The organism is Mycolicibacterium wolinskyi, from assembly GCF_002101965.1.
Taxonomy (GTDB): Bacteria; Actinomycetota; Actinomycetes; order Mycobacteriales; family Mycobacteriaceae; genus Mycobacterium; species Mycobacterium wolinskyi.
The window spans coordinates 149,265-162,246 of sequence record NZ_LQQA01000034.1; the positions used below are offsets into that span (position 1 = coordinate 149,265).

At 66.4% G+C, this 12,982-nt stretch carries 13 protein-coding genes; 7 read left to right on the top strand and 6 right to left on the bottom strand.

Annotation, left to right across the window (positions count from 1 at the left end):
- Nucleotides 1-50: 50 nt before the first annotated feature.
- The 3 genes from AWC31_RS34785 to AWC31_RS34795 are packed head-to-tail and all read left to right on the top strand — an operon-like array spanning nt 51 to nt 1,931.
- Entirely contained in the window at nt 51-794 is a 744-nt protein-coding gene (locus AWC31_RS34785) for a DUF2786 domain-containing protein (RefSeq protein WP_067848674.1), read from the top strand.
- Nucleotides 791-1,264 carry a TIGR04338 family metallohydrolase gene (locus tag AWC31_RS34790; RefSeq protein ID WP_085150186.1) on the top strand — a complete coding sequence of 158 codons (474 nt, stop codon included), beginning with the start codon at nt 791-793 and terminating at the stop codon, nt 1,262-1,264. Before AWC31_RS34785 ends, AWC31_RS34790 begins: the two co-directional genes overlap by 4 nt.
- Before the next feature lie 37 nt (nt 1,265-1,301).
- The gene (locus AWC31_RS34795) at nt 1,302-1,931 is read left to right on the top strand and encodes an O-methyltransferase (RefSeq protein WP_067848882.1); all 630 of its coding nucleotides are present in this window, start codon (nt 1,302-1,304) and stop codon (nt 1,929-1,931) included.
- On the opposite strand, the gene AWC31_RS34800 is transcribed toward AWC31_RS34795, so the two are convergent.
- The 3 genes from AWC31_RS34800 to AWC31_RS38070 are packed head-to-tail and all read right to left on the bottom strand — an operon-like array spanning nt 1,924 to nt 5,805.
- Nucleotides 1,924-4,821 (bottom strand): MMPL/RND family transporter, encoded by a 2,898-nt coding sequence (locus tag AWC31_RS34800; RefSeq protein WP_085150188.1) that lies wholly within the window; start codon nt 4,819-4,821, stop codon nt 1,924-1,926. The two genes, AWC31_RS34795 and AWC31_RS34800, sit on opposite strands and share 8 nt — an antisense overlap.
- On the bottom strand, nt 4,818-5,204 hold the full coding sequence (locus tag AWC31_RS34805; RefSeq protein ID WP_234817105.1) for an MmpS family transport accessory protein: 387 nt from the start codon (nt 5,202-5,204) through the stop codon (nt 4,818-4,820). The genes AWC31_RS34800 and AWC31_RS34805 overlap by 4 nt, the downstream gene beginning before the upstream one ends.
- The gene (locus tag AWC31_RS38070; RefSeq protein ID WP_234817106.1) at nt 5,119-5,805 is read right to left on the bottom strand and encodes a class I SAM-dependent methyltransferase; all 687 of its coding nucleotides are present in this window, start codon (nt 5,803-5,805) and stop codon (nt 5,119-5,121) included. Before AWC31_RS38070 ends, AWC31_RS34805 begins: the two co-directional genes overlap by 86 nt.
- A 156-nt stretch (nt 5,806-5,961) precedes the next feature.
- On the opposite strand from AWC31_RS38070, the gene AWC31_RS34815 reads away from it, so the two are divergent.
- The gene (locus AWC31_RS34815) at nt 5,962-6,543 is read left to right on the top strand and encodes a TetR/AcrR family transcriptional regulator (protein ID WP_067848663.1); all 582 of its coding nucleotides are present in this window, start codon (nt 5,962-5,964) and stop codon (nt 6,541-6,543) included.
- A 127-nt stretch (nt 6,544-6,670) separates the two neighbouring features.
- Here AWC31_RS34815 and AWC31_RS34820 read toward each other — a convergent pair whose 3' ends face one another.
- Nucleotides 6,671-7,900: an ankyrin repeat domain-containing protein gene (locus tag AWC31_RS34820; RefSeq protein WP_085150194.1), complete on the bottom strand. Its 1,230-nt coding sequence runs from the start codon at nt 7,898-7,900 to the stop codon at nt 6,671-6,673.
- A 230-nt stretch (nt 7,901-8,130) separates the two neighbouring features.
- Nucleotides 8,131-9,843: a dihydroxy-acid dehydratase gene (gene ilvD, locus AWC31_RS34825; protein WP_067848657.1), complete on the bottom strand. Its 1,713-nt coding sequence runs from the start codon at nt 9,841-9,843 to the stop codon at nt 8,131-8,133.
- Between the two features lie 112 nt (nt 9,844-9,955).
- On the opposite strand from ilvD, the gene ricR reads away from it, so the two are divergent.
- Nucleotides 9,956-10,255 (top strand): copper-sensing transcriptional repressor RicR, encoded by a 300-nt coding sequence (gene ricR / locus AWC31_RS34830; RefSeq protein ID WP_067848655.1) that lies wholly within the window; start codon nt 9,956-9,958, stop codon nt 10,253-10,255.
- Here ricR and AWC31_RS34835 read toward each other — a convergent pair.
- Complete coding sequence (locus tag AWC31_RS34835; protein ID WP_085150196.1) at nt 10,252-10,551, bottom strand: MTH1187 family thiamine-binding protein; 300 nt, start codon at nt 10,549-10,551, stop codon at nt 10,252-10,254. The genes ricR and AWC31_RS34835 overlap by 4 nt on opposite strands.
- Before the next feature lie 42 nt (nt 10,552-10,593).
- Between AWC31_RS34835 and AWC31_RS34840 the strand changes: the two genes are divergently transcribed.
- Both AWC31_RS34840 and AWC31_RS34845 read left to right on the top strand, forming a co-directional pair.
- Nucleotides 10,594-11,817, top strand: a complete 1,224-nt coding sequence (locus tag AWC31_RS34840; protein ID WP_085150198.1) for an MFS transporter — start codon at nt 10,594-10,596, stop codon at nt 11,815-11,817.
- A gap of 142 nt (nt 11,818-11,959) precedes the next feature.
- Nucleotides 11,960-12,967 (top strand): L,D-transpeptidase, encoded by a 1,008-nt coding sequence (locus AWC31_RS34845; RefSeq protein ID WP_085150200.1) that lies wholly within the window; start codon nt 11,960-11,962, stop codon nt 12,965-12,967.
- Nucleotides 12,968-12,982 lie beyond the last annotated feature (15 nt).

Consider the following 12,982-nt stretch of genomic DNA (forward strand, 5'->3'; position numbering starts at 1 on the left):
TGACTAGGTTGTCTTCATGAGTTTCAGCGAGAAGCGGAGCGGATCGCGCTATGGCTGACGACAAGATGCTCGCGCGCATCGCCGCGCTGTTGCGCCAGGCCGAGGGTACCGACAATCAGCACGAGGCCGAGGCGTTCATGGCCGCCGCGCAGCGTCTGGCGACTGCGACGTCGATCGACCTGGCGCTGGCCCGCGCGCACTCGGCGGAGCGCACCAAGTCGCAGATGCCCGTGCAGCGCACCATCACGATCGGCCAGGCCGGCACCAAGGGCCTGCGGACCTACGTGCAGCTGTTCGTGGTGATCGGGCTGGCCAACGACGTGAAATGCGATGTGGCGTCCAATTCGACGTTCGTCTACGCGTACGGCTTCGCCGAGGACATCGACGCCACCCACGCGCTGTACGCCAGCCTGGTGTTGCAGATGGTCAAGGCGTCCGAGGCGTACATCGCGTCCGGCGCACACCGGCCCACCCCGACCATCACGGCGCGCCTGAACTTCCAGTTGGCTTTCGGTGCGCGCATCGGCCAGCGCCTGTCGGAGGCGCGCGAGGAAGCAAAGCGGGAAGTCGACGAGGCGCACCGCCCGGGTACGGCAATCGCGTTGCGGGACAAGGATATCGAGCTGAGGAGTTTCTACCGCGAGGCGTCGCAGGCGCGCGGCACGTGGCGCGCCACGAGTGCGTCGGCCGGATACTCGTCGGCCGCGCGGCGGGCCGGGGACCGGGCCGGCAAACGCGCACGGCTGGGGCCGAGCCAGGAGTTGTCGGGCGCCCGCGGCGCATTGGAGAAGTGACGGCCAAGGACGCCCAGCGGGCGCGGGTGTACGCCGCGGAACAGTTCGTGCGAACGGTGTTCGACCGTGCGGCGCAACACAGTTCACGTGCCATTGACTTCTTCGGTACGTCGCTGACCCTGCCGCCGGAGGCCAGGTTCGCCTCGGTGGAGTCCGTACAGCGCTACGTCGACGACGTGCTCGCACGTGTCGGCGCGGCGCCCGTCACCGTACGGGCCCGCCGTGGCACGACCGCCGCGCACTACGAACTGGTCGACGGTGCGGCGGTGATCGCGGTCCCCGAACGCGACACGACCTGGGCGCTGCGTGAGCTCGTGGTGCTGCACGAGCTCGCACATCACCTGTGCAGCGAAGAGCCACCACATGGTCCGGCATTCGTCGCGACGTACTGCGAGCTGTGCGCGACCGTGATGGGTCCGGAAGTGGGTCTCGTACTGCGCATGGTGTACGCCAAAGAAGGTGTCATCTAACCTGGCGGACGTGGCCGAGCCCCGTGATGTCGATGTCATGTTCGATCAGCTGCTACGCACGGAGGACGAAGCGCTGATCGCGGCGCGCGAATCCGCACCCGCCGCGGACATGCCGCCGATCGAGGTGTCGGCGCAGTACGGGAAACTGCTGTCGCTGCTGGCGACGATCTCCGGGGCGCGGCGAGTCCTCGAAATCGGCACTCTGGCCGGCTACAGCACCATCAACCTCGCGCGCGGCATCGGCGCCGACGGCCACGTCGTAACCCTCGAATACGAACCCCGCCACGCCGAGGTGGCCCGCGCGAACCTGCAGCGGGCCGGCGTCGCCGACCGCGTCGAGATCATCGTCGGCGCCGCGCTGGACACGCTTCCCACGCTGGCCGAGCGGGGCGATGTGTTCGACTTCATCTTCATCGACGCCGACAAGGAGAACAACGTCTCCTATGTCGAATGGGCGATCAAACTCGGCCGGCCCGGCTCAGTCATCGTGGTGGACAACGTGACCCGGTTCGGCCGCGTGCTCGAGCCGGCCGCCGACGACCCGCAGGCGCTCGCGGTGCACGACATGCTCGAGCTCATGGGAAACCATCCCCGCCTCGACGCCGCGGCCATTCAGACAGTCGGCGCCAAGGGCTGGGACGGCTTCGCCGTCGCGCTCGTCAGGTGAGCGCGTCCTGCGGATCCTTCTGGACCGGTTGGGGCCACGGCTGCGGCTTCGGCCGCTGACGGACCATCTGCGGCCACCAGAACCACTTGCCGAGCAGCGCCGCGATCGACGGTGTCATGAAGGACCGGATGACCAGGGTGTCGAACAGCAGACCCAGGCCGATCGTGGTGCCGACCTGACCGATGATGGCCAATTCGCTCACGGCCATGGACATCATGGTGAACGCGAACACCAGGCCGGCCGCCGTCACCACCGAACCACTGCCACCCATGGCGCGGATCATGCCGGTGTTGAGACCCGCGTGTATCTCCTCTTTGAGGCGGGATACGAGTAGCAGGTTGTAGTCGGCGCCGACGGCCAGCAACACGATGACCGACATCGCCAGCACCATCCAGTGCAGCTCCAGGCCGATGAAGTGCTGCCAGATCAGCACGGACAGGCCGAAGGCGCTACCGAGCGAGATCACCACGGTGCCGACGATCACCGCGGCCGCCACGACGCTGCGGGTGATGATCAGCATGATGATGAAAATCAGGCACAGCGAGGCGATTCCGGCGATGAGCAGGTCGTAGTTGGCGCCTTCCTGCATGTCTTTGAAGGTGGCCGCGGTACCGCCGAGGTAGATCTTGGAGCCTTCGAGCGGCGTGCCCTTGATGGCTTCCTTGGCGGCCAACTTGATCGCGTCGATGTGCTTGATGCCTTCTGGGCTCATCGGGTCGCCCTCGTGGCTGATGATGAACCGCACCGCGTGTCCGTCGGGGGACAGGAACATCTTCATGCCGCGCTTGAACTCTGGGTTCTCGAAGGTCTCGGGCGGCAGGTAGAACGAATCGTCGTTCTTGGCCTTGTCGAACGCCTCGCCCATGGCGGTGGAGTTCTCCTGCATGGCCGCCATCTGATCCTGCAAACCACCGTTGGTGGCCTGCATCGTCAGCATCATGGTCTTCATCGTCTTCATCGTCGCGATCATGGGCGGCATGGTCGCGAGCATCTGCGGGATCAACGCGTTCATGCGATCCATGTCGGGGAGGATCTGCTCGAAGTCGGCGGTCATGGTGTCGACCCCGTCGAGCGCATCGAAGACCGACCGCATCGCGTAACACATCGGGATGTTGTAGCAGTGCGGTTCCCAGTACAGATAGTTGCGGATCGGACGGAAGAAATCGTCGAAATCCGATATGTGGTCCCGCAATTCGCGGATGTCTTTGACCATGTCGTGCATCTTGCCGACCATGCTGTTCATGGTGACCTGCATCTGCTCCATGAGCGCGATCATCTTGGTCATCGTGTCGATCGTGACCTGCATCGAATCGGCCTGGATCAGCATGTCGTCCATGCGGTCCTGCATGTACTTCTGATTCATGGTCTGCGTGGTGCCCTGCATGCTGATGTTGAACGGGATCGAGGTGTGCTCGATCGGCGTGCCCTGCGGGCGCGTGATCGCTTGCACCCGAGAGATACCCGGCACCCCGACCACACGTTTGGCGATGCGCTCGATGACGAGGAAGTCAGCTGAGTTGCGCAGGTCGTGGTCGGTCTCGATCAGCAACAGCTCGGGGTTCATGCGTGCCGGCGAGAAGTGCCGGTCGGCGGCCGCATAACCGGAGTTGGCCGGCAGATCCTGCGGCAGGTAATGACGGTCGTTGTAGTTGGTCCGGTACCCCGGCAGGGTCAGCAGGCCGATCAGGGAGATCGCGGTCGCGCCGATGAGGATCGGACCGGGCCAACGCACCACGGCCGCACCGACTTTGCGCCACCCGCGGGTACGCATGGCCCGCTTGGGCTCGAGCACCTTGCCGAACCGGCTTGCCACCGTGATGATCGCCGGCCCGACCGCGAGGGCGGTGAAGACGACGACCGTCATGCCGATCGCGAGCGGAATGCCCAGGGTCTGGAAGTACGGCAGCCGGGTGAAGTGCAGGCACAGCGTGGCGCCGGCGATCGTCAGACCCGAGCCCAGCACCACGTGGGCGGTGCTGTGAAACATGGTGTAGTAGGCCTGTTCCCGGTCTTCACCGGCACCTCGGGCCTCTTGATATCGGCCGATCAGGAAGATCGCGTAGTCGGTCGCCGCGGCGATCGCCAGCGTCACCAACAGGTTCGTGGCGAACGTCGACAGCCCGATGATCTCGTAATAGCCGAGAAACGCCACCACGCCGCGCGCGGCCGTCAGGCTGAACACCACCATGACCAGCGAGAGAATCACCGTGATGATGGATCGGTAGACCATCAGCAGCATGATGATGATGACCGTGAAGGTCAGCATTTCGATCATCCGCATGCTGCGGTCACCGGCGATCTGCTGATCGGCCGACATCGCGGCCGGGCCCGTCACGTAGGCCTTGACGCCCGGCGGGGCCTGCACGCTGTCGACGATGTCCATCACGGCTTCGACGGACTCGTTGGCCAGTGCCTCACCCTGGTTGCCCGCGGTGTAGACCTGCACGTACGACGCTTTGCTGTCGGAGCTCTGGGCGCCCGACGCGGTCAGCGGGTCGCCCCAGAAGTCCTGGACGTGCTCGACGTGCTTCTTGTCGGCCTCGAGCTTGTCGATGATCTCGTCGTAGTACTTGTGCGCGGCGTCGCCGAGCGGCTCGTCGCCCTCGAGCACGATCATCACCGAGCTGTTGGACTTGAACTCCTGGAAGACCTCGCCGACGCGCTTCATCGCGATCATCGACGGTGCATCGTCGGGCGTCATCGACACCGTCCGCAGCTTGCCGACCTCTTCGAGCTGCGGGACGCTCACGTTGAGGAACGCGACGATGGCGACCCAGACCAGGATGATCGGGATCGCGAAAGACCGGATCAGCTTGGCGATGCCGCCGTGCTTGCTGTGCTTGGCGCCTGCGGTCGGGAAGGCGTCGGTGGGGGCGTCGTGGTTGCTCATGCAGATTTCACCAAGCAGAAGGTCTGGGCGTTCACGCCGTTGGAGGTTCTCTCGTCTTTGAGTTCGTCATCGACGGTGATGCGGCAGCTGATAGAACTCCCGTTGCCCTGGGCCACGATGTTGGGAAAGACCGAAGGGGCAGTCGATTCCAGCCGCAGCGACCACGGCAGCGTGACCCCGTCGATCCGCTGCGGCTGCGCGTCGAGATCGAGGTAGTTCACGTCAGCGATCGCGCCCGGCTCGCCGTAGATCTCATAGACCACGACCTTGGGATCGAACGGCTTGGTGTCATCGACCTTAGCGCTGGCGATCCCGGTCCCATCGCCGGCGCCGAAGAAGGTGCGTACCCGCATGACGGTGAATGCCCCGACGACCACCACCACGGTAATGAGCAACGGAATCCAGAACCGCTTCAACAGCCTCATGTTCGCTCGTGGGCCTTTCGGATGGGAGGTGTGCAGTCACGTACTGGCCGGCTGCGAAGCGCCACTGCCACTTCACGATCATGTCGACGTCGGCGAAATCGCGCCAATCCTTATCCGCGCGGCACTGCTCGAAGCCCGTGAACGGGTTCGCCGACATCTCGGTCACCAGCCTGCTGCCCGCGGCACTGAGCGCAGTGATGTCAACGACCATTCGCCGTTGCTCATCGAATGGAAGGTAGGGCAGCAGACCCTCGACGCTCCAAATCGTCGGCTGGTCGGCGCGGTAGCCGGCCTTGACGAGTTCCGTCGTCCAGCCCCGATCGAGATCGGCGGGCACCGGCCGCAGGTCCGCCGTCGGACGTGCGTCGGCGAGTGCCTCGGTCTTGACGTCGAGGATCGCGGGCTCGTCGACCACGTAGACGGTGGTGCCGGCGGGCCAGGGAAGGACATATGGGCGCGGGTCCAGATCCGACGCGAGGAAGATCACTTGGCGGATGCCGGATTCAACGGCTTTGATCAGGTATTTATCGAGGAGGGGAGGTGCGGCGGGGCTCGCCACGCACGAAATTGGCAACGGTGGCTCCTCCCCGCAGATGTCCTTGCCGCATGTCAAATGAAACCTATACAGTCGGCTAACTGCGATCAAGTCGCTCGGTCAATTGACGGTGTGATCTAGCCCGCGCTTGGGTACGCTCAGCGCGACGAAGGGACAGGTGTGGCGAAGACGGTGTCGCCGCGCGGGTTTGCGCGCGAGCGGGTGCTCGAGGCAGCGCTCGGCCTGTTTGCTGAGCATGGTGTCAACGGAACCTCGCTGCAAATGATCGCCGACCGCCTCGGGGTCAGTAAAGCGGCGGTCTACTACCAATTCCATTCCAAGGACGACATCGTGCTGGCGGTCGTCCAGCCGGTTTTCGACGACATGATCCGGTTGGTCCGGATCGCCGAGGCGATGTCGACGCCCGAGGCACGGCGTGAGGCTGCCGTGAGCGGCATGGTCGAACTGTCCGTGCGGCACCGCCGCGTCACCGCGATCTTCCACGGCGATCCTGTCATCGACAGCCTCGTCCACACCCGCGCCGAGCTTCAGTCCACGATCGAACGGCTCACCGCGATTCTCCTCGGGCCCGACCCCGACACCGCGAGCAGGATCGTGATGTCGATGCTGATGTCGGGCGTCTATGGCAGCGCGACCGACCCCGAGCTCAACGACGTCAACGACGACGACCTGCACCGGGTCCTGCTGGACTGCACGCAAAGGTTGTTGCGCGAACCGGCGAGGCCGGTGGTTCAGAGCTAGGCGCGGTGCGACGGGCTGAGGTCCCCTGGCATTGACTTTGACCAGAGGGCTGCTGATCATCGCTTGAGGGCCGCAATTCACAGCCCTGGTGTCGAACTCAACGCCAGGGGCGATCGGAGTCAGTCGCTTACCGGGCTTTGCGCGTATACGCACGAAGCAACTCCGCGGCCTCGGTCTGGTAGGCATGTTCGGCCCAGCCCAGCGGCGTGCTTTCGAACCGTGAGTCGGTCACGGATGGGTCGGCCCCCGCGTCGAGCAGGCGCTGGATCAATGTGAGATCGCCTTCCCATGCCGCGTGGTGCAGTGGCGTCGCGCCTTCCTGGTCTCGCGCATTGAGGTCGTCCGGCGTGGTGGGCTCGACCACTTCGGCGCCGGCGACGTCGATTCCGTGCCGCGCGAGCAGCTCGAGTCGATTGGTGAAACCATGCGTTGCGGCCCAATCGATTTGGCGCTGCCACATCTGGCTGCGGGTCTCCATCGCCTCCCCGAGGCGAAGCTCCCACGGGCTCGGCCCGGCGTCGGCGAGACGGTATGCGAACAGCAATTCGAGGTGCGAATCGTCGGCGCGGAACATCCGGTTGTACAACGTCTGCTGGTCGACCGGATGCGCGCCACGTTGCAGCAACAGCGTCGCGAGCTCGGTGGCGAACGGGTGCCGGGGCTGTCGACGCGGTCCCTGCTCGCCTTCGCCGAAGACTCCGGTCAGCACCGTGAACGGTGTCGACATGCCACACCACAGGTATCCGGCGTTCGGGTCCGCGCCGGCGTCGAGCAGCAGCCGCGTCGCGGAGAGCACGTCGTCACGGCTGCGATTCAGCGGTGCCCGTGAGTAACTCAGGTACATCAGCGGAGCCCAGCCGAACGGGCCGCCTCCGATGCTGGCCGATTCGGGGCGGGCATCGAGATGACGGGCCAGCGCGCCAGGATCCGCCGCCGAGGCAGCCGCCCACACATGCCGGTCGACCATGCCGGGGTCGGCGGCCAACAGCTCGGCGGCGGCCTGCCGGCGCGGTGGCGCGTCGGATTCGTTGTAACGCAAGGACGCCCACGCACAGAATCGGTCCGGCGGGTCGATTGAGTCTTCGTCGAGTGCGCCTGGATCGACGCTGAGGTCGGCGGCCGCCTCAAGATAGCGCACCAGGGCCGGCCAGCCGGTGAACCCGTAGGCCCGGGCGACGGTCACGTGGGCGTCGTGAAGCGGGAGACGGTCCTTCGCGAGCGCGATGTCGGGTCGCGGGTGATGCCGATGGACGAGTCCGGTGGACTGGGGATCGCCCGCGATGACGCCGCGTTGCAGCTTGCGGGCCTCGTCGCGCAGACGGTCGAGGGAAGGATTGTTGGGCAGGGTGCTGGCCATGACGGCCTCCTCTCATGTGCCCGCGTCCGCGAATCGGGCTGAGAAGAGGTCGGTCACAAGCAACTAACCAGCAGGGGAGGCTGAGCCTCTTCGAGCGGACGTCGGGCGATCCTGCGCGCCCGAACGTCACCCTACCGGCCCGCGAGCGACCGCTGAAGTACGCAAATTTGCGGTGTGTCGGCGTACAGAGACGGTCGCTCGCGGTGTGAGGGGCAGGGGACAGGGGGCTGCTACGTGCAGACGGCGCCGACGGCGGCCGAGCCGACGAGCTTGGTGTACTTGGCCAGCACGCCGGTGGTGTAGCGCGGCGGGAGTGGCTCGAAACCGGCCTTGCGGGCTTCGAATTCGGCCGGATCGACGAGAACGTCGAGCGTGCCCTTGGCGACGTCGAGACGGATGCGGTCACCGTCGCGCAGGAACGCGATCGGGCCGCCGTCGACGGCCTCGGGTGCCACGTGGCCGACGCACAGACCGGTGGTGCCACCGGAGAACCGGCCGTCGGTCATCAGCAGCACGTCCTTGCCGAGGCCGGCGCCCTTGATCGCGCCGGTGATGGCCAGCATCTCGCGCATGCCCGGGCCGCCCTTGGGACCTTCGTAGCGGATGACGACGACATCGCCCGCGGTGATGGTGCCGTCTTCGAGCGCGTCCATCGCGGCCCGTTCGCGGTCGAAAACCCTTGCGGTGCCTTCGAACACGTCGGAGTCGAAGCCGGCGGACTTGACGACGGCGCCCTCGGGGGCGAGCGATCCGCCGAGGATCGTGATGCCGCCGGTCGGGTGGATCGGGTCGGCGAGCGCGCGCAGCACCTTGCCGTCGGGATCCGGCGGGGCGATGTGCTCGAGGTTCTCGGCCATGGTCTTGCCCGTCACGGTCAGGCAATCGCCGTGCAGCAGACCGGCATCCAGCAGCGCCTTCATCACCACGGGAACGCCGCCGATGCGGTCGACGTCGAACATCACGTGTTTGCCGAACGGTTTGACGTCGGCCAGGTGCGGCACCTTGGCGCCGACGCGGATGAAGTCGTCGAGCGTGAGCTTGACACCGGCCTCGTAGGCGATGGCCAGCAGGTGCAGCACGGCGTTGGTGGAACCGCCGAACGCCATCACGACCGCGATGGCGTTCTCGAAGGCCTCCTTGGTCAGGATGTCGCGTGCGGTGATCCCGCGGCGCAGCAACTCGACGACGGCCATGCCGCTCTTGCGGGCGTAACCGTCACGGCGGCGGTCGGTGGCCGGGGGAGCTGCGCTACCGGGCAGCGACATGCCGAGCGCCTCGGCGGCCGAGGCCATGGTGTTGGCGGTGTACATACCGCCGCACGCGCCTTCGCCGGGACAGATGGCGCGTTCGATGGTGTCGACGTCCTCGCGCGACATCAGGCCGCGGGCACATGCGCCGACCGCCTCGAACGCGTCGATGATCGTGACGTCGCGCTCGGTGCCGTCGGACAACTTGGCCTTGCCGGGCAGGATCGAACCGGCGTAGAGGAAGACGCTGGCCAGGTCGAGTCGCGCGGCGGCCATCAACATGCCCGGCAGCGACTTGTCGCAGCCGGCCAGCAGCACCGAGCCGTCCAGGCGCTCGGCCTGCATGACGGTCTCCACGCTGTCGGCGATGACCTCGCGGCTCACCAGTGAGAAGTGCATGCCTTCGTGGCCCATCGAGATGCCGTCGGACACCGAGATGGTGCCGAACTCCATCGGGAAGCCACCGGCCTCGAACACGCCTTCCTTGACGGCCTTGGCGAGCCGGTCGAGGGAGAGGTTGCACGGCGTGATCTCGTTCCACGAGGACGCGACCCCGATCTGCGGTTTGGCGAAGTCCTCGTCACCCATGCCCACCGCGCGCAGCATCCCGCGGGCCGCGGCCTTTTCCAGGCCGTCGGTGACGTCGCGACTACGGGGCTTGATATCGGGTTTCGCATCTGAGGGCGCAGAAGACATAGCTGCAAGTATGCCCCCGGGCGTTTACCCTGACCAAACCGATATGCATACCCCGGTGGGGTACCGGTATGCTGGTGTGATAACGCGACGACAATGAGGCGGATGGTGGAACGTGGCTGACGAGTCGGTACTGCATGGCTACTCGCCGCAGAAGGAAAACTACGCGAAGCGGCTGCGCCGCATCGAGGGTCAGGTCCGTGGCATCGCCAAGATGATCGACGAGGACAAGTACTGCATCGACGTGCTGACCCAGATCAGCGCCGTCAACAGTGCGCTGCAGTCGGTCGCCCTTGGCCTGCTCGATGAGCACCTCGGGCACTGTGTCACCCAGGCCGTCGCCGAGGGCGGCGATCAGGCCGACGCCAAACTGGCCGAAGCGTCGGCCGCCATCGCGCGGCTCGTGCGGTCTTAGGTGCCGAGCTCGCGCTCGATCCGTTCGACCTTCGCGGTGAGCTGGCCGGTGTAGCCGGGGCGGATGTCGGCCTTGAGCACCAGGCTCACCCGTGAGGACACGGCCGCGACGGCCTCCACCGCCCGCTTGACCACCGCCATCACCTCGTCCCATTCGCCTTCGATGTTCGTGAACATCGCATTGGTCTCGTTCGGCAGGCCCGACTCACGCACCACCCGCACGGCTTCGGCCACCGCCGCGCCGACACTGCCGGAGTCGTCACCACCCGTGGGGCTGACACTGAAAGCAACAATCACATCGTCGATTCTGCGCGGTCGAGGCATTACCGTGACACCCAGATGACCGTGGAATCGCCGACGACGGCAAGCCCGTGGACGCTGCGCGTCACCGTGCAGCTCACGGTGCTCGCGGCGGCCGCCTTCGTCTACGTCACCGCCGAGATCCTGCCGGTCGGCGCGCTACCCGCGATCGCGGCCGATCTCGATGTCAGCGAAGGCCTGGTCGGCACGCTCATGGCCACCTACGCGTTGGTCGCCGCACTCACCACGGTGCTGCTCGTCCGCGTGACCTCGCACTGGCCGCGCCGCCGCACGCTCTTGCTCACCCTCGTGTGTCTGACTGTCTCCCAGATCATTTCGGCGCTCGCACCGAACTTCGCGGTGCTGGCCGGCGGGCGCGTGTTGTGTGCTCTGACCCATGGCCTCATGTGGTCGGTGATCGCACCGATCGGTGCGAGGCTGGTGCCGCCGAGCCATGCCGGGCGGGCGACTGCCGCCGTCTATGTCGGCACGGCCCTGGCGTTGGTGGTGGGCAATCCGCTGACCGCGGCGCTGAGTGCGCTGTGGGGGTGGCGCCTTGCGGTGGGAGCGGTGGCCGTGACCGCGTTCGCGGTGACGCTTGCGGCGTGGGCGACGTTGCCCGCCATGCCGTCGACGCAGGACGTCGCTGCCGCACCGCGCAAGCACCGGCGCAACCGGCGGCTGATCACGCTGTCGGCGCTGACGCTCGTCGGCGTCACGGGCCACTTCATCGCCTACACGTTCATCGTCGTCATCATCCGCGACGTGGTCGGTGTGCACGGCGCGCACCTCGCCTGGCTGTTGGCGGGTTACGGCGTCGCGGGCCTGCTTGCGATGGCCGCGATGGCCCGGCCGCTCGATCACTGGCCCAAGGCATCGGTGGTCGGGTGTCTGGCAGCGCTGGCGGCCGCGCTGACGGCGTTGACGGGGCTGGCCGTCGATCAACGCCCGGGCCTGGCGACGGTGCTGGTGGGCGCGCTGGCGGTCGTGCTGTGGGGTGCGGCCTCGACAGCGCTGCCACCGATGCTGCAGGCGTCGGCGATGCGATCTGCCCCCGACGACCCCGACGGTGCTTCCGGTTTGTATGTGGCCGCATTCCAGGTCGGCATCATGGGCGGCGCGCTCATCGGTGGCGGGATCTATGACCATGGCGGCTTGGCTGCCATGGTTGGCACGGCCGCAGCGCTGATCATCGTCGCGATGAGCGGTGTGCTGGCAACGCGAGGCCTGTTCCGAGTTCCCTACGCGACCAGCGACAAGTAACGCCCGACACGTTCGCGACGATCAACACCGCAGTTCAGCGCCGTGGGCTCGGTCGGTGTCGGGGTGAAACGGCCTCGCGCGGCAGTAGCTGGTCTCCGCGCTGTGCGACACTGGAGCGAGTTGTGCTGTCTGGAGGTAACGCATGCCGAATTCGGCAAAACGCAGACTGATCACCGCACTCATGGCAGCGGGTTTGGTCGGCGGACTGGTCACGGCCCCGTCCGCACTCGCAGAGCCCGTCCCGCCGCCGCCACCGCCGGCACCGATCGATCCGGCCGCCGCGCCCGCGCCGGTCGTCCCGCCACCGACGGATCCGTTGGCGCCCGTGACGGCGGCCGACCCGGCCGTGCCCGAGCCCGTCAACAACTATGGCGCACCGGCCGTCCCGATCGAGGGCACGCCTGCCGGCCAGAACCCGGAGCCGTTCACCGGCCAGCCGCCGTTCCTGCCGCCGTCGTTCAACCCGGTCAACGGCTCGATGGTGGGCGTCGCGAAGCCGATCTACATCAACTTCCAGCGGCCCATCGCGGATCGGCAGATGGCCCAGGACGCCATCCGCATCACGTCGAATCCGCCGGTGCCGGGCCGGTTCTACTGGGTCACCGACACGCAGCTGCGGTGGCGCCCACAGGACTTCTGGCCGGCCAACACCGTGGTGAACATCGATGCCGCGGGCACCAAGTCGAGCTTCCGCGTCGGTGACTACCTGGTGGCGACGGTCGACGACAGCACCCACCAGATGGAGATCATGCGGAACGGGAAGCTGGAGAAGACCTTCCCGGTGTCGATGGGCAAGAGCGACGGCAAGCATGAGACCAGGAACGGCACGTACTACGTGCTCGAGAAGTTCCCCGACATCGTGATGGATTCGTCCACCTACGGTGTGCCGGTCGACTCCGCCGAGGGTTACAAGCTCAAGGTGCAGGATGCCGTTCGCATCGACAACAGCGGCATCTTCGTGCACAGCGCCCCGTGGTCGGTGGGTGACCAGGGCAAGCGCAACGTCAGCCACGGCTGTATCAACCTCAGCCCGGCCAATGCCCAGTGGTTCTACGACCAGTTCGGTAGCGGTGACCCCGTGGTGATCAAAAACAGCAAGGGCGCCCTCTACGACCTGCCCGACGGCGCATCCGACTGGCAGATGTTCTAGAACGAGCCGTGAAAA

Excerpts from the sequence above, each read along its gene's own strand:
- AWC31_RS34795 (WP_067848882.1), top strand. The coding sequence starts at position 1,302 with ATGTTCGATCAGCTGCTACGCACGGAGGACGAAGCGCTGATCGCGGCG.
- ilvD (WP_067848657.1), bottom strand. The coding sequence starts at position 9,843 with ATGTCTTCTGCGCCCTCAGATGCGAAACCCGATATCAAGCCCCGTAGT.
- AWC31_RS34840 (WP_085150198.1), top strand. The coding sequence starts at position 10,594 with ATGACCGTGGAATCGCCGACGACGGCAAGCCCGTGGACGCTGCGCGTC.
- AWC31_RS34820 (WP_085150194.1), bottom strand. The coding sequence starts at position 7,900 with ATGGCCAGCACCCTGCCCAACAATCCTTCCCTCGACCGTCTGCGCGAC.
- AWC31_RS34785 (WP_067848674.1), top strand. The coding sequence starts at position 51 with ATGGCTGACGACAAGATGCTCGCGCGCATCGCCGCGCTGTTGCGCCAG.
- AWC31_RS34800 (WP_085150188.1), bottom strand. The coding sequence starts at position 4,821 with ATGAGCAACCACGACGCCCCCACCGACGCCTTCCCGACCGCAGGCGCC.
- AWC31_RS34845 (WP_085150200.1), top strand. The coding sequence starts at position 11,960 with ATGCCGAATTCGGCAAAACGCAGACTGATCACCGCACTCATGGCAGCG.